The following is a 21,124-nucleotide window of genomic DNA, read 5'->3' on the forward strand; positions in this document are numbered from 1 at the left end:
CTCCTTAGAAATACCCCTGACGTTTCTTCAGCTCCATGGAGCCGGCCTGGTCGCGGTCAATCATACGACCCTGACGCTCGCTGGTTGTGGAGACCAGCATCTCTTCAATAATCTCCGGCAGCGTTTGCGCGTTGGATTCCACCGCGCCGGTCAGCGGCCAGCAGCCTAAAGTACGGAAGCGCACCATCTGCTTTTTGATCATCTCGCCCGGTTGCAGATCGATACGATCATCATCAATCATCATCAGCATACCGTCGCGTTCAAGCACCGGACGCTCGGCCGCCAGATACAGCGGAACGATTTCGATATTTTCCAGATAGATGTACTGCCAGATATCCAGCTCGGTCCAGTTGGAGAGCGGGAAGACACGGATGCTTTCGCCCTTGTTAATCTGGCCGTTGTAGTTGTGCCACAGCTCCGGACGCTGGTTTTTCGGATCCCAGCGGTGGAAACGGTCGCGGAAAGAGTAGATACGCTCTTTGGCGCGCGATTTTTCTTCGTCGCGACGGGCGCCGCCGAAGGCGGCATCAAAGCCGTATTTGTCCAGCGCCTGCTTCAGACCTTCGGTCTTCATGATGTCGGTGTGCTTGGCGCTGCCGTGAACAAACGGGTTAATCCCCATCGCCACCCCTTCCGGGTTTTTGTGCACCAGCAGCTCGCAGCCGTAGGCTTTGGCAGTACGGTCGCGGAATTCATACATTTCGCGGAATTTCCAGCCGGTATCAACGTGCAGAAGCGGAAAAGGCAGGGTTCCCGGATAAAACGCTTTACGCGCCAGATGCAGCATGACGCTGGAATCTTTACCGATGGAGTACATCATCACCGGGTTAGAGAATTCGGCGGCCACCTCGCGAATAATGTGGATGCTTTCAGCCTCCAGTTGCCGCAGGTGAGTGAGTCGTTTTTGGTCCATAACCGTTCCTTAAGCCAGATTCACCACAGACGCGTTAAACGCATCTGCTTGAGTTGTTTGTTGAAACCAGGCGAGCTGGTGGTGTAATTGCACCACTTCGCCCACGACCAGCAGAGCGGGCATCGGGGCATCTTTCGCCAGCGCTTCGAGCTGCTGTAAGGTGCCCGTTATCGTTTGCTGATCGGCGCGAGTACCGCGAGAAATCACCGCCACCGGCGTATTGCTATCCCGACCGTGGGCGATCAGCTGCGCGCTGATTTCCGCCGCTTTCATGGTGCCCATGTAGATAGCCAGCGTCTGTCGGCTTTGCGCCAGCAGCGACCAGTCGTGCGCGGCGCTGTCGGCCTTGTAATGACCGGTGACGAAGGTGACGCTCTGGGCGTAATCGCGATGGGTCAGCGGAATGCCGGCATAGGCCGTCGCCCCGGCAGCAGCCGTTACGCCCGGGACCACCTGAAACGGAATCCCTGCGGCGGCGGCGGCCTGTAGTTCTTCGCCGCCGCGTCCGAAAATAAACGGATCGCCGCCTTTCAGGCGCACCACCGTTTTGCCTTCTCGCGCCGCGTCGACCAGCATCTGATTCGTTTCATGCTGCGGCACCGAGTGTTCGCCCGCGCGCTTACCCACGCAGATCATCTCGGCATCGCGGCGCACCAGTTCGCGGATCTCCGGCGTCACCAGATGGTCATAAAACACCACGTCCGCCTTCTGTACCGCCTGCAGGCCGCGCAGCGTCAGCAGCCCGGCATCGCCCGGCCCGGCGCCGACGAGAATAATTTCACCCAGCCGTTTTTCCGGCTGATGCAGTTCTTCTTCCAACGCCTTATCGGCGGCGGCTTTATTTCCGGCAATCATCAGACTGGCAAAACGGCCATTGAAGACCCGCTCCCAGAAGTGCCGCCGTGCTGCCGTCGTCGTCAGATGCGTTTTGATATGATGCCGCCAGTAGCTGGCCGCCTCGGCGACGCGTCCCAGGTTAGTGGGCAGCAGCGCTTCGATTTTTTCGCGAATCAGCCGGGACAATACCGGTGCTGAACCACCGGAGAATATCGCTATCAGCAGCGGAGAACGGTCCACGATGGAGGGAAACACCACCGAGCAGAGCGGCTGATTATCGACAACGTTCACCAACCGGTAACGGGCGTTGGCGGCAGCGGAAACCCGCTGATTGAGCGCATCATCGTCGGTCGCGGCGATCGCTAAAAAGACATCGTCCAGCTGTTGCTCTTCAAACTCATGGGCCCGCCACTGAATCTCCTGGCGTTCAACCAGCGCGGCGACCTCTTCAGATAATGCTGCCGCCACAACCTGCACGTTGGCTCCTGCCCGGCGCAAGAACATAATTTTGCGCGCCGCAATGTCTCCGCCGCCAATAACCAGCACCGGTTTTTCTTTCAATTCGGCAAACAGGGGCAAATAGTCCACGTTGCAACAACTCGCTTACAATCAGTCATAGAGCGACTATAGGGTGCTGTTTAGAGCAAATGAAATTACTAAATGGAATGAGTAGTTACCCAAAAGAATAACGACCTGAAAAAGCAAATATCAAAAAGTGCTTAACGCGCGGTTTTTCCGCTATTTAAGAGCAAATGAAATTGTTTAACCGCAGTCACAGTTTCATACTATGAGCGTTAAATTTTTCCCTCGAGAAAGGACCCCCGCTATGTTTTCCGCGTTGTGCCGCCGCCTCCTTCCCCTGGCGCTTGGCGCAGGTTTTGTCTTCTCCGCCCCGGCTTTCAGCGCCATGGGCGAAACCGCAAATACCCAGGCTCGTCATATCGCGACTGTTTTTCCCGGAAGAATGACCGGTTCGCCCGCTGAAATGCTGTCGGCGGACTATGTGCGTCAGCAGTTTGCCCAAATGGGCTATCAAAGCGACATCCGCAGCTTCCACGCGCGTTATATCTACAGCAATACGGATAAACGGAAAAACTGGCAAAACGTCACCGGCAGCACCGTCATTGCCGCCCATGAAGGCGCGGCTCGCCAGCAGATCATTGTGATGGCGCACCTCGACACCTATGCGCCCATGAGCGATGCTGACGTCGAACGCAACCTTGGCGGCCTGACCCTGCAGGGCATCGACGATAATGCCGTCGGCGTGGGCGTATTGCTGGAGCTGGCCGAGCGGTTGAAAAATGTGTCCACTCACTACGGCATTCGCTTTATTGCTTCCAGCGGTGAAGAGGAAGGTAATCTCGGCGCGCAAAATATCCTGAAGCGAATGAGCGATGCGGAGAAGAAAAATACGCTGCTGGTGATTAATCTCGATAATCTGGTGGTTGGCGATAAGCTCTATTTTAATAGCGGGCGCAGCACTCCCGCCTCGATTCGCAAACTCACCCGAGACCGCGCGCTGGCTATTGCGCGCAGCAAAGGGATTGCCGCCTATACCAACCCTGGCCTCAATCATGATTATCCGCAGGGTACCGGCTGCTGTAATGACGCCAGCATTTTTGATAGCGCGGGGATCCCGGTCCTGTCCGTGGAGGCCACGAACTGGTCTCTGGGTAAGAAAGATGGCTATCAACAGCGCAACAAATCCGCCTCCTTCCCGCGAGGAACCAGCTGGCATGACGTACAGCTGGATAACCAGCAGCATATTGATAAGGCTCTGCCGGGTCGTATCGAACACCGCAGCCGCGATGTCGTCAAGGTGATGCTGCCGCTGATAAAAGAGCTGGCAAAGGCGGAAAAGCAGAGCTAATTCGCTGTCCGGCGACATGAAAAAAGCCCTCGTCGTTCAGACTGAGGGCTTTGTCTCAGGAAACGGTCGTCGCTGACTTAGCCTTCGTGCAGCCCGCACTCGCGCTTCAGACCAAAGAAACGCGTCTCTTCTTCCGCCATCCCCGGTTCCCATTTGCGGGTGGTGTGGGTATCCCCTACCGAAAGGTATCCCTGTTCCCACAGCGGATGATAGGTGAGGCCGTGCTTCTGCAGATATTGATAGACGGTGCGGTTATCCCAGTCGATGATTGGCAGCACCTTAAAGACCCCGCGCTGAATGGCCAGCACCGGGAGCGTGGCGCGGCTACCGGACTGTTCCCGACGGAGTCCCGCAAACCAGGTTTGCGCGTTCAGCGCTTCCAGGGCCCGGTTCATCGGTTCTACTTTGTTGATCTCATTGTATTTCTCAATGCCTTCAACGCCCTGCTCCCACAGCTTACCGTAGCGTGCTTCCTGCCAGGCGGCGCTCTCCTTCGCCCGATAGACTTTCAGGTTCAACTTGAGCTTATCCGTTAACTCGTCGATAAACCGATAGGTTTCCGGGAACAGATAGCCGGTATCGGTCAGAATGACCGGAATATCCGGCCGTACCTGATTAACCAGATGCAGGCTCACCGCCGCCTGAATACCAAAGCTTGAAGAGAGCACGTATTCGCCCGGAAGGTTTTCCAGCGCCCACGCAACGCGCGCTTCCGCGCTCAGCTTTTCCAGCTGGCTGTTGGTTTCCGCCAGTTGCAAAATGCGATCGACCTTCGGTAATTCGTTAAGGACGTGTAGATCGAGTACGGACATAAAGACCTCATTTGCCTGTTCTGCCGGGCGTACTGCATTTGCCCGGCCTACAAAACCAGTACCCGATAAGCTTAGCGCTTCCGGGCGATGCCGGGCTTATTCCCAGAAATCACGGGCTGGGTCGAGCACCGGGCGAATGATGCCCGCACGCACCGTAAAGTCGCCGAAGCCTTCACCCGCTTCGCGCTCTTTCGCCCAGCGCCCTACCAGTTCGTCGATCGAGTCGAGAATCTCCGACTCGGTAATGTTCTCGCGATACATCCGTGGAATACGCGTCCCGCTGCGGTTACCGCCGAGATGCAGGTTGTAGCGACCCGGCGCTTTACCCACCAGCCCGACTTCCGCCAGCATCGCACGACCGCAGCCGTTCGGACAGCCGGTCACACGCGTCACGATATGCTCATCGCTCACGCCGTGCTTGCCCATGATCCCGTCAACCTTATCAATAAACGACGGCAGGAAGCGTTCTGCTTCGGCCATCGCCAGCGGACAGGTCGGGAAGGAGACGCAGGCCATCGAGTTTTCACGCTGCGGGGTGACCGCATTCATCAGCCCGTGGTCGCGCGCCAGCTTTTCAATCCGCGCCTTTTCCGTCTCCGGTACGCCGGCAATAATCAGGTTCTGGTTCGCCGTAATACGGAACTCGCCCTGATGGATCTTTGCGATCTCCAGCAGACCGGTTTTCAGCGGACGGCCCGGATAATCAAGAATACGTCCGTTTTCAATAAACAGCGTCAGGTGCCATTTTTTGTCGATCCCTTTGACCCAGCCGATGCGATCGCCGCGACCGGTGAACTCATACGGGCGGATCGGTTCAAACTTGATCCCCGCCCGGCGCTCCACTTCGGCTTTGAAGGTTTCGACGCCGACGCGCTCAAGAGTATATTTGGTTTTCGCATTTTTACGGTCAGTACGGTTACCCCAGTCGCGCTGGGTAGTGACGACCGCTTCCGCGACCGCCAGAGTGTGCTCCAGCGGCAGATAGCCAAACTCGCTCGCCGTACGGGCGTAGGTTTTTTTGTTGCCGTGCTCAATAGACAACCCGCCGCCCACCAGCAGGTTAAAGCCTACCAGCTTGCCATTTTCGGCAATCGCCACGAAGTTCATGTCGTTGGCGTGCAGATCGATATCGTTCTGCGGCGGGATCACCACGGTGGTTTTGAACTTACGCGGCAGGTAGGTCTGGCCGAGGATCGGTTCTTCGTCGGTGGTGGCGACCTTTTTCTGATCGAGCCAGATCTCCGCATAGGCGCGGGTACGCGGCAGCAGGTGCTCGGAGATCTTTTTCGCCCACTCGTAGGCTTCAGCATGCAGCTGAGACTCGTGCGGGTTAGAGGTGCACAGCACGTTACGGTTCATGTCGTTGGCGGTGGCCAGCGCGTCCAGGCCAACCGAGTGCAGCATCTGATGCACCGGCTTCACATTCTTCTTCAGAATGCCGTGGAACTGGAAGGTCTGGCGGTTGGTCAGACGAATACTGCCGTAAATGGTGTTATCGGCGGCAAATTTATCAATCGCCTGCCACTGCGTAGTGGTGATCACGCCCCCAGGCAGGCGACAGCGCAGCAGCATCGCATGACGCGGCTCCAGCTTCTGTGCCGCACGCTCGGCGCGAATGTCGCGGTCATCCTGCTGATACATGCCATGAAAGCGAATCAGCAGAAAGTTGTCGCCTTTAAAGCCGCCGGTAAGGGGGTCGTTTAAGTCTTCTGCGATCGTGCCGCGCAGGTAGTTGCTCTCTACCTTCATGCGCTCGGCGTCGGTCAGTTTACCTTCGACCACCAGAGGTCCTGGATGTTTTTCGCTCATTAGTAGACATCTCGCTGATAACGGCGCTCAACGCGCAGCTCACTCAAAAATTCGTCCGCCGCTTCGGCGTCCATCGCGCCAAATTCGGCAATCACTTCCAGCAACGTCTGCTCAACGTCTTTCGCCATACGATTGGCATCGCCGCAGACATAAATATGGGCGCCGTCATTAATCCAGCGCCACAGTTCGGCCCCCTGCTCGCGCAGCTTGTCCTGAACATAGACTTTTTGTTGTTGATCGCGGGACCAGGCCAGGTCGATACGGCTCAGCACGCCTTCTTTGACGTAGCGTTGCCACTCCACCTGATAAAGGAAATCTTCCGTAAAGTGCGGGTTGCCGAAGAACAGCCAGTTCTTGCCTTCCGCACCGTCCGCCGCACGCTGCTGCATGAAGGCGCGGAACGGCGCGATACCGGTACCGGGGCCAATCATAATTACCGGCGTCTGCGGGTTAGCAGGCAGACGGAAGTTGTCGTTGTGTTCAATAAAAACGCGAACTTCGCCATCTTCTTCGACACGGTCGGCAAGGAAGCTGGACGCACCGCCAGCGCGAGCGCGGCCTTCGATATCGTAGCGAACGGCGCCCACGGTGATATGGACTTCGCTTTCTACTTCCGCCTGCGATGAGGCAATGGAGTAAAGACGCGGCGTCAGCGGACGCAGCAGGCCAATTAACGCGTCGGCATCCAGCTGCGCCGGAGAGAAACGCACCATATCGACAATCGGCGTGGTCGCGGCATAGTGCTGGAGCTGCGCTTTATCGCCCACCAGCGGCAGCAGGGTTTCGCTGCGGGTTAAGGTCGCGTAATTCTCAACGATGTTAGCGGTATTGACCGTTAACTCGAAATGCCATTCCAGCGCTTCCGCCAGCGGCAGGGTTTTGCCGTCAACCGTGACCGGCTCATCACCTTTCAGCCACAGCAGCTCAACCAGCTCTTTCACCAGAGCCGGATCGTTCTGATACCAGACGCCCAGCGCATCGCCCGGCTGGTAACGCAGACCGGAGTCAGCGAGATCGATTTCAATATGACGTACATCTTTTTCAGAATCGCGGCCGGTGATTTTCTGATTCACCGCCAGCGTCGCCGTCAGCGGCGCTTCTTTGGTATACGGGCTGGAGTGAATGTCATTCACCGCCCCGCTCGTCGCTCCCTGGGCCGGAGCCGCGACGGGCGCACGAGATTTCAAGACTTCAACAACCCGCGCGCGCCATTCTGCCGCCGCAGGCTGGTACTCGACGTCTGCGTCAACGCGATCCAGCAGACGTTCAGCGCCCAGCTCAGCCAGACGGCTGTCAAAATCTTTTCCGGACTGGCAGAAGAATTCGTAAGAGGTATCACCTAAGCCAAATACCGCAAAGGCGGTACCCTCAAGCTTCGGCGCTTTTTTGGAAAACAGGAATTTATGCAGCGCAACGGCCTCTTCCGGCGACTCACCCTCACCTTGCGTCGACGTCACGATAACCAGCAGCTTTTCGGAGGCAATTTGTTTGAATTTATAGTCGCCTGCGTTCACCAGTTTCACGTTCAGCTGCGCGGCGATCAGATCGTCACGCAGCGCTTCCGCCACGCGGCGTGCGTTGCCGGTTTGCGATGCTGAAATCAGAGTAATGCCCGGCATTTCTGCAGCCTGAGCAGGAACCGCTGTGGCTGCGCCGGAGTGCTGATTCAGCACGCCCCAAAAGTAGCCCGAAACCCAGGCAAGCTGAGTCGGGGTGAAGTCTGTCGTGGCCGCCTGAAGGCGTGCCAGTTGCTCCGGGTTCAGCGGGAGCAAATTGGAAGGTGGGGCCTGTGTCGTCATGCGTCGTTATGTTCCAGTAAGCAAAGCTGTTATTCGCACCCTGTCAGCGCGGCAAAAACAGAAGAGGATGTATTTACTCTAAATAATTCGAGTTGCAGGCAGGCGGCGACGCAGTTCCCCCCCGGGAGCTTATCTAAGTAAGTGACCGGGGTGGTCGAGGACAAATTCGTCAGGAACGAATTTGAACGCTGTTCACTGCGCCCGTTAGGGCGAGGCCCAAGGATGGGCCGAGTTATTGCCAACGCACATGCGGCTCGAAGTATGACGAGTTATAAGGTTAACGGCGCCGATAGTAACAATTAAAGAAGGGATGGAAATAACAAATAACCAAATGGACTAACCTGTTTTAGTTATAGTTATTAACAACAAAAACGATTAGCCAACGCTATGAAATTAAAAAGAATATTAAGGTACTCGTGGGTAAATACGTCGATATTTCGCTCAGGACCGTTTTAGTTAATGATAAAAAAACCGCTTTCCGGTACCCTACGGCGGTTTTTTTGTCTTATTGAGAGTAAAAGATGTCCACCACCCTGTTTAAAGATTTCACCTTCGAAGCCGCCCATCACCTGCCTCACGTACCGGAAGGTCATAAGTGCGGTCGCCTGCACGGCCACTCTTTTATGGTGCGTCTGGAGATTACCGGTGAAGTCGATCCCCACACGGGCTGGATCATGGATTTTGCCGAGCTCAAGGCGGCGTTTAAACCGACCTACGATCGCCTGGATCACTACTACCTGAACGACATTCCCGGTCTGGAAAACCCAACCAGCGAAGTGCTGGCGAAGTGGATTTGGCAGCAGATGAAACCGCTGGTGCCGCTGCTGAGCGCCGTGATGATCAAAGAAACCTGTACCGCAGGCTGCATCTATCGCGGCGAGTGATGCGCTGGCCGGAAACCGACGTTTCCTGGCGCGCAGAACAGAAAGGCCCGGTACGCATCCTGCGACCGGGCCTTTTTATCAGGCAATATTCAGATATTTATGCGTCTGCATCGAGAGCCGCCAGTTGCGGGCGATGCAGGTCTCAATACACAGACGCGTCGCATCCTCTTTCTGGCTGATGGGCTGCAGAGCAATAATCCGCGGCTTGTCGTCGCTCAGCGTTTCCAGCAGTTCGTCCAGCGCTTCGATATCGCGCACGCGGCCAACCGGATGCTTAATTTCATCCGCGCGCAGCAGCGCCTGCGACAGCACATCGTAGCCACCGCGCATATTGACCTTCGGTGAAACCGTCACCCAGGTGCGCGGGCTGCAGCGCACTTCATGGGTACCGCTGGTTTCAATCTGGCAACTGAATCCGTTCTGCTCCAGCAGCATGGTCAGCGGGGTTAAGTCGTGGATGCAGGGCTCGCCGCCGGTGATCACCACGTGACGTGCGGTCCAGTCCTGACGGCCGATAATCGCCAGCAGGTCTTCGCCGCTGGCCGGGCCCCATTTATCACTCTCTTTGGTTTTCGCCAGAATACTAAACAGCGACACTTCCCGATCCGCAAGCTTATCCCAGGTATGTTTGGTATCGCACCAGGCGCAACCAACCGGGCATCCCTGCAGACGAATAAAAATGGCAGGCACGCCGGTGAAGTAACCCTCGCCTTGCAAGGTCTGGAACATCTCGTTAATCGGGTACTGCATAATCATCTCTGTTTAGGTTCGAAACGAGCATTATCGCAGATTTAGCGGCCGAGGTCTTGTCCTCAGCTGCGATTGCCGGCGCTTAGCTGTGGCTGAAGTCAGACTAAGATTATAGCCTGCTGAGCAATTCTAAACGGTCCCTTCAGCTTTATTTCTCGCAGCCTTTAAAGACCTTCAACGACGGAAGAAATAAATCGCCTCGACTTATTTCTGCATGTATTACGTTTTTTATACAGCGACTTTTGATGTAACTAAATATGTTTTAAATTACATTTAAACACCTATAACAACACCATTGAGAATATAACAATAATCATAAAAATCATATATGTACAAATTGAAACATGAAAAACAGAATCTTCTTCACTTCGCGGATGTCCAATGCTATCCACGCCCGTTCGTAACCTTAATTCGGTCTTAAGAAAGCCTTCCGACTCGCCATTTTCCATTGACTCACCGTTTAGTTTCAGCCGCCTAGAATCCAGCCGACCAACCATGATGAGACGGCGTTCATGAATACACTATTAATTACAGGCGTTACCGGTTTTCTGGGGGGAGCGGTTTTAGAGAATATCCTGAAGCAAAATAACGGGATTAATCTGCTGCTTTTAGTTCGAGCCGATAATGATGACGCGGCGCTTGCCCGGGTCAAAGAAAACATGCGCAAGTTCAATGTCTCTGAGGAGAAACTGGCGACGCTGGGTACGCAACATATTCTCGCGGGCGATTTAGCTAACCCCGCAGAATTTCTCTGCGACCCACGTCTGGAACAAGTGACTCACGTGCTCAACTGTGCGGCTGTCGCCTCCTTTGGCAATAACCCGCTCATCTGGAAGGTGAACGTGGAAGGCACCCTGCAGTTTGCCCAACGTATGTCCCGGGTTGCCGGGCTACAGCGCTTCCTGCATGTGGGTACGGCTATGTCATGTTCTCCCGAGCCCGATTCTCTGGTCGCGGAAAGCGCCGAGTTTCGCGAACGTGCCGAACACCTTGTCGAATACACCCACTCTAAATCCACGATCGAGCAGCTGATGCAGCAGACCTGCCCGACGCTTCCGTTGACGATTGCCCGCCCCTCGATTGTCGTGGGCCATACTCATCACGGCTGCCAGCCCTCCAGCAGTATCTTCTGGGTATTCAGCATGGGCTTAATGCTGCAAAAATTCCTCTGCTCAATGGAAGACCGGATCGATGTGATTCCCGTCGACTATTGCGCCGATGCGCTGATGATGCTGCTTGATAACCAGCTTGCGCAGGGGGAAGTCGTGCATATTTCGGCAGGTGAAGAAAATAGCGTCAAATTTGCTGAGATCGATCGCGCCATGGCCTCGGCGCTGGAGCAGGTTCCCGTCGGCGATAAGTATGCGCAGGTCAGCTATGAGACGCTGGTCAAGATGCGTCGCGAACTGAAGGATATCTTCGGTCCCTGCAATGAACGTCTGATGCTCAAAGCAATGCGCCTTTATGGCGCCTTCGCAACCCTCAACGTACGCTTCAGCAACGATAAGCTGCTCAGCATGGGAATGCCGAAGCCGCCGCGCTTTACCGATTATATCGATCGCTGCGTGCAGACCACCCGCGGGCTTTCGATTCCGCAGCAGATGGCCGTTGATTTCAAATAAGCCTGTAAAACCCGCCGAGGCGGGTTTTTTATTCAGTATAAAAACCTCAGGCTTTGATGGCCGCCGCAAAGCGTGCCGTAATTTGCTGAGGACGAGTAATCGCGCCGCCAACCACCACGGTATGCGCGCCCAGTTCAAGGCACCGGGCCGCCAGCGTCGGGGTTTCAACGTTCCCTTCCGCCACCACCGGAATATTTACAGCAGCCAGTACATCGCGTAAAAAACCGCAGTCGTTTTCCGGCAGTGCGTGCCCCTCCGTTTCTGCCGTATAGCCGTAAAGCGTGGTGCCCACGCAATCAAACCCGAGAGACTGCGCCGTGAGCGCTTCTTCCGCCGTCGAGATATCCGCCATCAGCAGCACCGACGGGTACTTCGCACGAATTTCCGCGACCAGCGCATCCAGCCGCTGCCCACCGGGGCGCGGGCGAGCCGTGGCATCAAGCGCGATGAGTTCCGGCCCGACGCTCATCAGTTCATCCACCTCTTTCATGGTCGCCGTAATAAACACTTCGCTGTCCGGATAATCACGCTTAATGATGCCAATCACCGGCAGTGAAACCAGCTGTTTAATGGCAGCAATGTCCGCCACGCTGTTGGCGCGAATCCCCTCCGCGCCGCCCTCTTCTGCCGCTACCGCCATCCGCGACATGATAAACGGGCTGTGCAACGGCTCATTATCCAGCGCCTGGCAGGAGACGATGAGTTTCCCTTTCAGGTTATCCAGTACAGTTTTCATAACGCTAAGCTCTCTTCCACTTCATTTTTAATAATCGTGACGTGTGGGCCATAGATGACCTGCACGCCGTTGCCTCGCAGGATCACGCCGCGCGCGCCCGTGGCCTTCAATGCTTCCTGATCGACTTTCCCGCCGTCTTTTACCGTGACGCGCAATCGCGTGGCGCAGCAATCCACCTCTTCCAGATTATCTCGCCCGCCCAGCCCGGCAATCACTGCCGCCGCACGTTCGCTTTGTGGGATGGCATTTTCGACTGCCGCTTCTTTCTCCCGGCCAGGCGTCATAAAACCAAAACGGTTAATCAGGAAGCGGAACGTGAAGTAGTAGAGGCAGAACCACGGCACGCCGACCAGCGGCACATACATCCAGTGAGTTTTGGCTTCGCCCTGCAATACGCCAAAGAGGATGAAGTCGATAAAGCCGCCGGAGAAAGTCTGGCCGATGGTGATGTGCAGAATGTGGGCGATCATAAACGCCAGCCCGTCGAAGAAAGCGTGGATGACGTAGAGAACGGGTGCCACGAACAGGAAGGAGAACTCAATTGGCTCGGTGATCCCCGTCAGGAAAGAGGTCAACGCCGCTGAAAGCAGCAGCCCCGCCACGCGCTTCTTATTCTCCGGCTTCGCCGTGTGGTACATCGCCAGACATGCGCCAATCAGGCCAAACATCATGGTGATGAAACGCCCGGACATGAAACGGGACGTGCCGATAAAGAACTGCTGCGTATTCGGATCGGACAACTGAGCGAAGAAGATGCGCTGGGTGCCTTCCACCAGCTGTCCGTTAACGATTTCGCTGCCGCCGAGTGCCGTCGTCCAGAACGGTAAATAGAAGATGTGATGCAGGCCAAATGGGCCCAGCATGCGCAGGATAAAGCCATACAGCAGCGTGCCCAGATAACCCGTCGCATCGACCAGTCCGCCCAGGCCGAAAATCAGCTTCTGGAAATGGGGCCACACTACGGTCATAAGGGCCCCGACCAGAATCGCGGCCAGCGAGCTGATAATCGGGACAAAGCGCGAGCCGCCAAAGAATCCCAGGAACTGAGGCAGCGCAATTTTATTAAAGCGATGATGCAGGGCGCAGGTCACCAGGCCAATCACCACGCCGCCAAAAACGCCCGTTTCCAGCGTCTGAATGCCCAGCGTCATCCCCTGTCCCACCGCGCCCGGGTTCTCATGCGCCAGCGTGCCGTTGAGGATAAGCAATGCGTTAATTGTGGCGTTCATCACCAGAAACGCCAGCAGCGCCGCGAGCCCGGCGGTCCCTTTGTCGGTTTTCGCCAAACCAACGGCAACCCCGACGGCAAACAGCACCGAGAGATTGGCAAACACAATAGAGCCTGCGCTGCTCATGATCGTGAAGATTGCCTGTAGCCAGGCAACATCCAGGAACGGATACGCCGTTAAGGTGTTCGGGTTAGAGAGCGCGCCGCCAATTCCCAACAGTAAGCCTGCGGCAGGCAGCACAGCGATCGGCAGCATGAACGATTTCCCGAAGCGCTGTGCCTTTTCAAACCATGCTCCGGAGGAGGCACCGCTGAACATTTGATTCATTTTTTCATTCCCCTGTTGTAGTGATGAAAATTTTTACCACAATTTAATTTATATGTGAAAATTATCATCACAAACCAGGAGGACGATCATACTTTTTTAAAATGACTGGCATCGATCCCCTGCTTTCCGCCACACTAGCCACAGAGAAACGCATTAAGGATCCTGCATGTCTGAAAATGAAAATCTGCTGTTAAGGCTGCGTCAGGGCGTGTCCGGCTACAGCCCGACACAGCAAAAGCTGGGGGAGTTTGTGCTGGGCGATCCGGCAAAGGTGCTTTACCTGACGATCACCGAACTGGCGCGAGAGAGTGAGACCAGCGAAGCCAGCGTGACCCGCCTGTGCCGCACGCTGGGCTGCAAGGGCTACAACGAATTTAAGATGGCGCTGGCGCTGGATATTCAGCAGGGTCAACCAACTCAGCGCAGCGGCGATGAAATTGATAACGTGGTCAATGAATCCGTTCAGGCCTTACAGGACACCGCAAAGCTGCTCGACAGGGCATTGCTCGAACAGGCGGCTCAGGCGCTGCATCAGGCAGATGCGGTGCAAATATACGGCGTGGCGGCCAGCGCCATTCTTGGCGAGTATCTGCATTACAAGCTGCTGCGCCTCGGCAAGCCCGCGCAGCTTTTCAGCGACATGCATCGCGCGGCAATGAATGCCACCACGCTTTCAAAAAACACGCTGGTGGTGGCGATTTCCAGCTCCGGCTCCACACGGGATCTGCTGCACGTGGTGAAGCTTGCCCGCAAGCGCGGCGTGCAGGTGCTGTCGCTCAGTAACACCCCGCGTAGCCCGCTGGCTTCGCTGAGCGATATTCAGCTGGTGGCGGCAAAGCCCGAAGGGCCGCTGAGCGCAGGCGCACTCAATGCTAAAGTCGGCGTAATGCTGCTGGTGGAACTGCTGACGACTTCGCTGATTGCACTTGATGAGCACTACAGCGACGTCAACCAGCAAACGGCCAGCGCAACGCTGCCGCTGCTGCTGTAAATCGGTTAGCTTCAGATATAAAAAAACCCGCCAGGGCGGGTTTTTTAGATTAAGAGCGAAAGTCAGTCTTACTGACCTTTGATCTCTTTACGACCGTTGTACGGTGCTTTTTCGCCCAGCGCTTCTTCGATACGAATCAGCTGGTTGTATTTAGCAACGCGGTCAGAACGGCTCATAGAACCAGTTTTGATCTGGCCTGCAGCGGTACCCACAGCCAGGTCAGCAATGGTAGCGTCTTCAGTTTCGCCAGAACGGTGAGAGATAACGGCAGTGTAGCCAGCGTCTTTCGCCATTTTGATCGCAGCCAGAGTTTCGGTCAGAGAACCGATCTGGTTGAATTTGATCAGGATGGAGTTAACGATGCCTTTCTCGATACCTTCTTTCAGGATCTTGGTGTTGGTTACGAACAGATCGTCACCAACCAGCTGGATTTTGTCGCCCAGGACTTTAGTCTGGTATGCGAAGCCATCCCAGTCAGATTCGTCCAGACCGTCTTCGATAGAGACGATCGGGTACTGTTTGGTCAGCTCTTCCAGGAAGTGAGTGAACTCTTCAGAGGTGAACGCTTTGTTGCCTTCGCCGGCCAGAACGTATTTACCGTCTTTGTAGAATTCAGACGCTGCGCAGTCCATCGCCAGAGTGATGTCTTTGCCCAGCTCGTAACCTGCAGCTTTAACCGCTTCAGCGATAACAGCCAGCGCTTCTGCGTTGGAGCCCAGGTTCGGCGCGTAGCCACCTTCGTCACCAACTGCAGTGTTCATACCTTTAGCTTTCAGAACTTTAGCCAGGTTGTGGAACACTTCAGAACCCATACGTACGGCTTCTTTCAGGGATTTAGCGCCAACCGGCTGAATCATGAATTCCTGGATGTCGACGTTGTTATCAGCGTGCTCACCACCGTTGATGATGTTCATCATCGGAACCGGCATGGAGTATTTGCCCGGAGTGCCGTTCAGCTCAGCGATGTGTTCGTACAGCGGCTGGCCTTTAGAGGCAGCGGCTGCTTTGGCGTTAGCCAGAGACACAGCCAGAATTGCGTTCGCACCGAAGTTAGATTTGTTTTCAGTACCGTCCAGGTCGATCATGATTTTATCGATGCCAGCCTGATCTTTGGCGTCTTTGCCAAGGAGAGCCTGAGCGATCGGGCCGTTGACAGCGCCAACAGCTTTCAGTACGCCTTTACCCATGAAACGGGATTTGTCGCCATCGCGCAGTTCCAGCGCTTCGCGGGAACCAGTAGAAGCACCTGACGGAGCTGCTGCCATACCAACGAAACCACCTTCCAGGTGTACTTCGGCTTCAACAGTCGGGTTACCACGGGAGTCGATGATTTCACGACCGATGACTTTAACGATTTTGGACATTAGGTTTTCCTCAGTACAAGTTAAACTAAAACTCCAGACAAACAATGCACCCGAATGGGTGCATTGCCGTTCTAACTCTTTTACTTCGCCTGACGCTTTTGATACTCGCTTGCCGCTTTCACAAAACCTGCAAACAGCGGATGGCCATCACGCGGCGTCGAAGTAAACTCCGGATGGAACTGACAAGCAACGAACCACGGGTGATTCGGCACTTCGATGATCTCGACCAACTGATCATCCCCGGAACGGCCCGCAACACGCAGGCCCGCATTTTCAATCGGTTTCAACAACATGTTGTTGACTTCATAGCGGTGACGATGTCGTTCAGTGATGGTCGGCTCGCCGTACAGCTGGCGAACCAGGCTCGCGTCGTCCAGCTGGCACTGCTGCGCGCCCAGGCGCATGGTGCCGCCGAGGTCGCTCTTCTCAGAGCGCACTTCAACGTTGCCTTCTTCATCACGCCATTCAGTAATGAGTGCCACTACCGGGTACTTACAGTCTGGCACAAATTCTGTGGAGTTGGCGTTTTCCATCCCCGCTACGTTGCGCGCGAACTCAATCAGCGCAACCTGCATACCCAGACAAATACCCAGATATGGAATGTTATTTTCACGCGCATAGCGCGCAGTGGCGATCTTCCCTTCAACACCGCGGTAGCCGAAGCCGCCAGGGATCAGGATAGCATCCAGATTCTTCAGAATTTCGACGCCGCGCGTTTCCACATCCTGCGAATCAATCAGCTTGATGTTCACGGTCACGCGGTTTTTCAGACCACCGTGTTTCAGCGCTTCAATCACGGACTTGTACGCGTCCGGCAGTTCAATGTACTTGCCGACCATACCGATCGTGACTTCACCTGCCGGGTTAGCTTCTTCGTAAATCACCTGCTCCCATTCGGCCAGGTTCGCTTCCGGACAGTTTAAGCTGAATCGTTTACAAATATAATCGTCCAGCCCCTGAGATTTCAACAGGCCTGGAATTTTATAAATGGAATCGACATCTTTCAGAGAAATAACAGCCTTTTCCGGAACGTTGCAGAACAATGCAATTTTTGCACGTTCGTTGGCCGGTACCGCGCGATCGGAGCGGCAGATCAGGATATCTGGCTGAATACCGATGGAAAGCAGCTCTTTTACGGAGTGCTGGGTCGGTTTGGTTTTGACTTCGCCGGCTGCCGCCATATACGGCACCAGGGTCAAATGCATAAACAGAGCATGCTCGCGACCGATTTCTACCGCCATCTGACGGATAGCTTCGAGGAACGGCAGGGATTCGATATCACCGACGGTACCGCCGATTTCAACCAGCACCACATCGTGACCTTCACCACCGGCAAGCACGCGCTCTTTAATCGCGTTAGTGATGTGCGGGATAACCTGTACGGTTGCGCCCAGATAGTCACCGCGGCGCTCTTTACGCAGAACGTCGGAGTAAATACGACCCGTGGTGAAGTTGTTGCGGCGGCTCATTTTGGTACGGATGAAGCGCTCGTAGTGACCCAGGTCCAGATCGGTTTCAGCGCCGTCTTCAGTAACGAACACTTCCCCGTGTTGGATTGGGCTCATGGTGCCCGGATCGACGTTGATGTACGGATCCAGTTTCATCATGGTTACGTTAAGCCCACGGGCTTCGAGAATAGCGGCCAGGGAGGCTGCGGCAATGCCTTTACCCAGAGAGGATACGACCCCGCCGGTCACAAAAATATAGTTCGTTGTCATGCTGAACCTGAGAAGTTAGGGTGAAACGATGGAATAACCAGGACGGGAAAGTAGTATACCCGAACACGACGAGCGCCACAAACTTTCATTCTCCGTCTCCTTTCCAGGTCATGACAAACATAAGGAGTGAGAAAATAGCCCCTTTTGGGTAAATGTTTTTGACGCAAATCAAGCGCTTGTCATTTAAAAAATCACACAAATAGCGCTTGATCGCAAAATTTCGTTAGAGATCAGTTTCCTGGCGTTTTACCTCTTGCCACACTTCTTCCATGATATCGAGGTCTACGCCGGTCATTTCCAGCCCGCGAGCGGCGACAATTCGTTCAACTTCCCGGAAACGACGTTCGAATTTCAGGTTCGCTTTCTGCAAGGCGACTTCAGCTTTTACCCCTAAATGGCGGGATAAATTGACCGTTGCGAACAGCAGATCGCCCATTTCCTCCTCCAGTTTAGCTTCATCTACGACCGCCTGCTGCGCCTCGTGCATGACCTCATCGATCTCTTCATGCACTTTATCCAGCACCGGGCCGAGCGACGTCCAGTCAAAGCCTACCGCCGAACAGCGACGCTGAATTTTATGCGCGCGCATCAGCGCCGGCAGGCTGTGCGGAATATCGTCCAGCGCGGAATGCTGCGCCTTTTGCGCACGCTCAGCGCTTTTGATTTGCTCCCAGCGTGCCAGCACTTCGGCGCTGTTGCCGGCAGTCGCATCGCCGAAGATATGCGGATGACGGCGCTCCAGTTTGTCGCTGATGGCGGCACAGATGTCGTCAAATGCAAAGCGGCCCTCCTCCTGTGCCATCTGGGCGTAGAACACCACCTGAAACAGCAGGTCCCCCAGCTCGCCACGCAGATCGTCGAAATCTTCACGGGCGATGGCATCCAGCACTTCGTACGTCTCTTCAAGGGTATACGGGGCGATGGTGGCGAAGGTCTGCTCTTTGTCCCACGGACAGCCGTTTTCCGGATCACGCAGGCGTTTCATAATGCCAAGCAGGCGATCGATTTGGGTCATAGTGTTTCCTTGCAACATATTGGTTTTATTTACCTTCCCCGGATAAAACACGGGGAAAAATCAGCGAGGTTCGCGGATAAAAGACGCGCAAAACCCGCTCTCCGTCGGAGAGCGGGTCAGCATGGGAGGAAAAGCGGTTAGCCACCGTGCAGGCGGCGGGCATCAATCACATCCGGAACCTGATTCAGTTTCCCGAGCACGCGGCCGAGGACCTGCAGGTTGTAGATTTCAATATTCATATCGATGGTAGCCAGCTGCTGTTTGGTGTCACTGCGACTGGCCACGCCAAGCACGTTCACTTTTTCGTTGGCAAGAATGGTGGTGATATCGCGCAGCAGGCCGCTACGATCGTTTGCCACCACGCGGACGACCAGCGAGTAGCCTGCGGAGTAGCTTTCTCCCCAGACCGCGTCAACGATACGCTCCGGGGCGTGCGATTGCAGCTCAGCCAGCTGATCGCAGTCCGCCCGGTGAACGGAAATCCCCCGCCCCTGGGTGATGAAACCGACAATCTCGTCGCCTGGAATCGGCTGACAGCAGCGGGCGATGTGGTGCATCAGGTTGCCCACGCCCTCCACCACGACGCGACCATTGTCTTTGCTGCGATTCTGCGGCGCCCAGGTTTTCTGCTGCAGTTGTTTCAGCGCCGCCGCATCCTGCTCTTCGGCGCTCGGCTTATTAAACTGCGCCTGCAGGAAGTTGACCATCTGGTTAAGGCGGATATCTCCGCCGCCAATGGCCGCCAGCAGCTCATCCAGCTCATTGAAGTTGTAGCGCGGCAGCAGATGCTTCTCTGCCTCCTTGAGGCTAATCCCCAGGTGCTCAAGCTCATCATCAAGAATCTGCCGCCCGGCGAGAATATTCTTGTCGCGATCCTGCTTGCGGAACCAGGCGTGGATTTTGGAACGTCCGCGGCTGGTCGTGACATAGCCGAGGTTTGGGTTCAGCCAGTCGCGGCTTGGGTTTGGCTGTTTCTGGGTAATGATTTCAATCTGATCGCCCATTTGCAGCTGATAGGTAAAGGGGACAATGCGCCCGCTGATTTTGGCGCCGATGCAGCGGTGGCCGACGTCGCTATGGATATGGTAGGCAAAGTCGAGCGGCGTGGAGCCGGCAGGTAAATCGACCACGTCGCCTTTTGGCGTAAAGACGTACACCCGATCGTCAAAGACCTGGCTGCGCACCTCATCGAGCATTTCGCCGGAGTCGGCCATCTCTTCCTGCCAGGCGATCAGCTTACGCAGCCAGGCAATACGATCTTCATAGCCACGTCCGCCGCCTGCCGCCGCGCCGGCACCTTCTTTGTACTTCCAGTGCGCGGCGACGCCCAGCTCCGCATCTTCATGCATCTGCCGGGTACGAATCTGGATCTCCACCGTTTTACCGCCCGGCCCCAGCACCACGGTATGAATCGACTGATAGCCATTTGGTTTGGGATTGGCAACGTAATCATCGAACTCATCCGGCAGATGGCGATAGTGAGTGTGTACTATCCCCAGTGCGGCATAGCAGTCCTGCAGGCGCTCCGCGACAATACGTACCGCGCGCACATCAAACAGCTCATCAAAGGTGAGGTGTTTTTTCTGCATTTTGCGCCAGATACTATAGATATGCTTCGGCCGGCCGTAGACTTCAGCCTTCACGCCTTCGGTTTTCATTTCTGAACGCAGATGACCGACGAACTCTTCAATGTAGTGTTCACGATCGATGCGACGCTCGTGCAGCAGTTTAGCAATCCGCTTATATTCGTCGGGATGCAGGTAGCGGAAGCAATAATCTTCCAGCTCCCATTTCAGTTGACCAATGCCTAAACGGTTGGCCAGCGGGGCGTAGATATTGGTGCACTCTTTTGCCGCCAGCACGCGTTCGTCTTCGGGCTCATCTTTGACTTCCCGCAGGTGGGCGATACGTTCGGCCAGCTTGATGACCACGCAGCGGAAGTCGTCGACCATCGCGAGCAGCATGCGGCGAATATTATCGACCTGCTCGGATGAGACCGAATCGGTATGGGTGGCTTTAAGCTGGCGAATCGCCGCCATATCGCGCACGCCGTGAATCAATGTCACGACGGACTTACCGACGCTCTCCTGCATCACCTCTTCGGTGACGACATTGCCATCCGCCAGCGGAAACAGCATCGCGGCCCGCAGCGTATCGATATCCATGCTCAGTGTAGAAAGGATTTCCACCATCTCGACACCGCGCCATAACAGCAGATCCGCTCGAGGATGTCCCTGCGTTTTCTCGCGACAATAGTCCCAGGTTTCGGCTAAGCGTTCACACGACTGCTGGCTGGAAATTCCCAGACTCGCGATCCATTTCTTCGGGTCAAATTCACCAGCTTTATTTAAATGTGCACTTCTTACCGCAACCATTGTCCTCTCCTTAAGGGACCTGGCCTGCCGAAGTCGGCAAGCCTCAACGTTGACACTTCATCCTTCAGTACGC

16 protein-coding genes are annotated in these 21,124 nt (G+C 55.4%); 4 read left to right on the forward strand and 12 right to left on the reverse strand.

Annotated features, from left to right (window positions below):
* Nucleotides 1–4 precede the first annotated feature (4 nt).
* Together cysD and cysG are read right to left on the reverse strand one after the other, a co-directional pair.
* On the reverse strand, nucleotides 5–913 hold the full coding sequence (cysD, locus tag ROR01S_RS04780) for a sulfate adenylyltransferase subunit CysD (RefSeq protein WP_004866959.1): 909 nt from the start codon (nucleotides 911–913) through the stop codon (nucleotides 5–7).
* 9 nt (nucleotides 914–922) lie between these two features.
* Entirely contained in the window at nucleotides 923–2,329 is a 1,407-nt protein-coding gene (gene cysG / locus ROR01S_RS04785) for a siroheme synthase CysG (RefSeq protein ID WP_155075185.1), read from the reverse strand.
* Between the two features lie 247 nt (nucleotides 2,330–2,576).
* On the opposite strand from cysG, the gene ROR01S_RS04790 reads away from it, so the two are divergent.
* Nucleotides 2,577–3,620 (forward strand): aminopeptidase, encoded by a 1,044-nt coding sequence (locus ROR01S_RS04790; RefSeq protein WP_004866962.1) that lies wholly within the window; start codon nucleotides 2,577–2,579, stop codon nucleotides 3,618–3,620.
* 77 nt (nucleotides 3,621–3,697) lie between these two features.
* Here the strand turns inward: ROR01S_RS04790 and cysH are convergent, their stop codons facing one another.
* The 3 genes from cysH to cysJ all read right to left on the reverse strand — a co-directional run bounded on the left by cysH (nucleotide 3,698) and on the right by cysJ (nucleotide 8,040).
* A complete protein-coding gene (gene cysH / locus ROR01S_RS04795) occupies nucleotides 3,698–4,432 on the reverse strand; it encodes a phosphoadenosine phosphosulfate reductase (RefSeq protein ID WP_004866964.1) in 735 nt (244 codons plus the stop codon).
* A gap of 96 nt (nucleotides 4,433–4,528) precedes the next feature.
* Nucleotides 4,529–6,241, reverse strand: coding sequence for an assimilatory sulfite reductase (NADPH) hemoprotein subunit (gene cysI / locus ROR01S_RS04800; protein WP_004866966.1), 1,713 nt, complete (start codon nucleotides 6,239–6,241; stop codon nucleotides 4,529–4,531).
* Nucleotides 6,241–8,040, reverse strand: a complete 1,800-nt coding sequence (gene cysJ, locus ROR01S_RS04805) for an NADPH-dependent assimilatory sulfite reductase flavoprotein subunit (RefSeq protein WP_032718168.1) — start codon at nucleotides 8,038–8,040, stop codon at nucleotides 6,241–6,243. Before cysJ ends, cysI begins: the two co-directional genes overlap by 1 nt.
* A 521-nt stretch (nucleotides 8,041–8,561) precedes the next feature.
* Between cysJ and queD the strand changes: the two genes are divergently transcribed.
* On the forward strand, nucleotides 8,562–8,924 hold the full coding sequence (queD, locus tag ROR01S_RS04810; protein WP_004866969.1) for a 6-carboxytetrahydropterin synthase QueD: 363 nt from the start codon (nucleotides 8,562–8,564) through the stop codon (nucleotides 8,922–8,924).
* 78 nt (nucleotides 8,925–9,002) lie between these two features.
* Here the strand turns inward: queD and queE are convergent, their stop codons facing one another.
* A complete protein-coding gene (queE, locus tag ROR01S_RS04815) occupies nucleotides 9,003–9,674 on the reverse strand; it encodes a 7-carboxy-7-deazaguanine synthase QueE (protein ID WP_004866972.1) in 672 nt (223 codons plus the stop codon).
* Between the two features lie 512 nt (nucleotides 9,675–10,186).
* On the opposite strand from queE, the gene ROR01S_RS04820 reads away from it, so the two are divergent.
* On the forward strand, nucleotides 10,187–11,296 hold the full coding sequence (locus ROR01S_RS04820; protein ID WP_044347454.1) for an SDR family oxidoreductase: 1,110 nt from the start codon (nucleotides 10,187–10,189) through the stop codon (nucleotides 11,294–11,296).
* Nucleotides 11,297–11,342: 46 nt separating this feature from the next.
* On the opposite strand, the gene ROR01S_RS04825 is transcribed toward ROR01S_RS04820, so the two are convergent.
* Both ROR01S_RS04825 and ROR01S_RS04830 read right to left on the reverse strand, forming a co-directional pair.
* Nucleotides 11,343–12,032: an N-acetylmannosamine-6-phosphate 2-epimerase gene (locus ROR01S_RS04825; protein ID WP_004866975.1), complete on the reverse strand. Its 690-nt coding sequence runs from the start codon at nucleotides 12,030–12,032 to the stop codon at nucleotides 11,343–11,345.
* On the reverse strand, nucleotides 12,029–13,588 hold the full coding sequence (locus ROR01S_RS04830; protein WP_064359159.1) for a PTS transporter subunit EIIC: 1,560 nt from the start codon (nucleotides 13,586–13,588) through the stop codon (nucleotides 12,029–12,031). The genes ROR01S_RS04825 and ROR01S_RS04830 overlap by 4 nt, the downstream gene beginning before the upstream one ends.
* A gap of 166 nt (nucleotides 13,589–13,754) precedes the next feature.
* Here ROR01S_RS04830 and ROR01S_RS04835 point away from each other — a divergent pair, with 166 nt between their 5' ends.
* On the forward strand, nucleotides 13,755–14,579 hold the full coding sequence (locus ROR01S_RS04835) for a MurR/RpiR family transcriptional regulator (RefSeq protein WP_004866980.1): 825 nt from the start codon (nucleotides 13,755–13,757) through the stop codon (nucleotides 14,577–14,579).
* Nucleotides 14,580–14,647: 68 nt separating this feature from the next.
* Here ROR01S_RS04835 and eno read toward each other — a convergent pair whose 3' ends face one another.
* The 4 genes from eno to relA all read right to left on the reverse strand — a co-directional run bounded on the left by eno (nucleotide 14,648) and on the right by relA (nucleotide 21,051).
* Entirely contained in the window at nucleotides 14,648–15,943 is a 1,296-nt protein-coding gene (eno, locus tag ROR01S_RS04840) for a phosphopyruvate hydratase (protein ID WP_004866982.1), read from the reverse strand.
* Between the two features lie 80 nt (nucleotides 15,944–16,023).
* Nucleotides 16,024–17,661, reverse strand: a complete 1,638-nt coding sequence (gene pyrG / locus ROR01S_RS04845; protein ID WP_004866984.1) for a glutamine hydrolyzing CTP synthase — start codon at nucleotides 17,659–17,661, stop codon at nucleotides 16,024–16,026.
* Between the two features lie 223 nt (nucleotides 17,662–17,884).
* Nucleotides 17,885–18,676, reverse strand: a complete 792-nt coding sequence (gene mazG, locus ROR01S_RS04850) for a nucleoside triphosphate pyrophosphohydrolase (protein WP_004866986.1) — start codon at nucleotides 18,674–18,676, stop codon at nucleotides 17,885–17,887.
* Between the two features lie 137 nt (nucleotides 18,677–18,813).
* A complete protein-coding gene (gene relA / locus ROR01S_RS04855) occupies nucleotides 18,814–21,051 on the reverse strand; it encodes a GTP diphosphokinase (protein WP_004866987.1) in 2,238 nt (745 codons plus the stop codon).
* Nucleotides 21,052–21,124: the final 73 nt, after the last annotated feature.

Source organism: Klebsiella ornithinolytica NBRC 105727 = ATCC 31898 (genome assembly GCF_001598295.1).
Lineage (GTDB): Bacteria > Pseudomonadota > Gammaproteobacteria > Enterobacterales > Enterobacteriaceae > Klebsiella > Klebsiella ornithinolytica.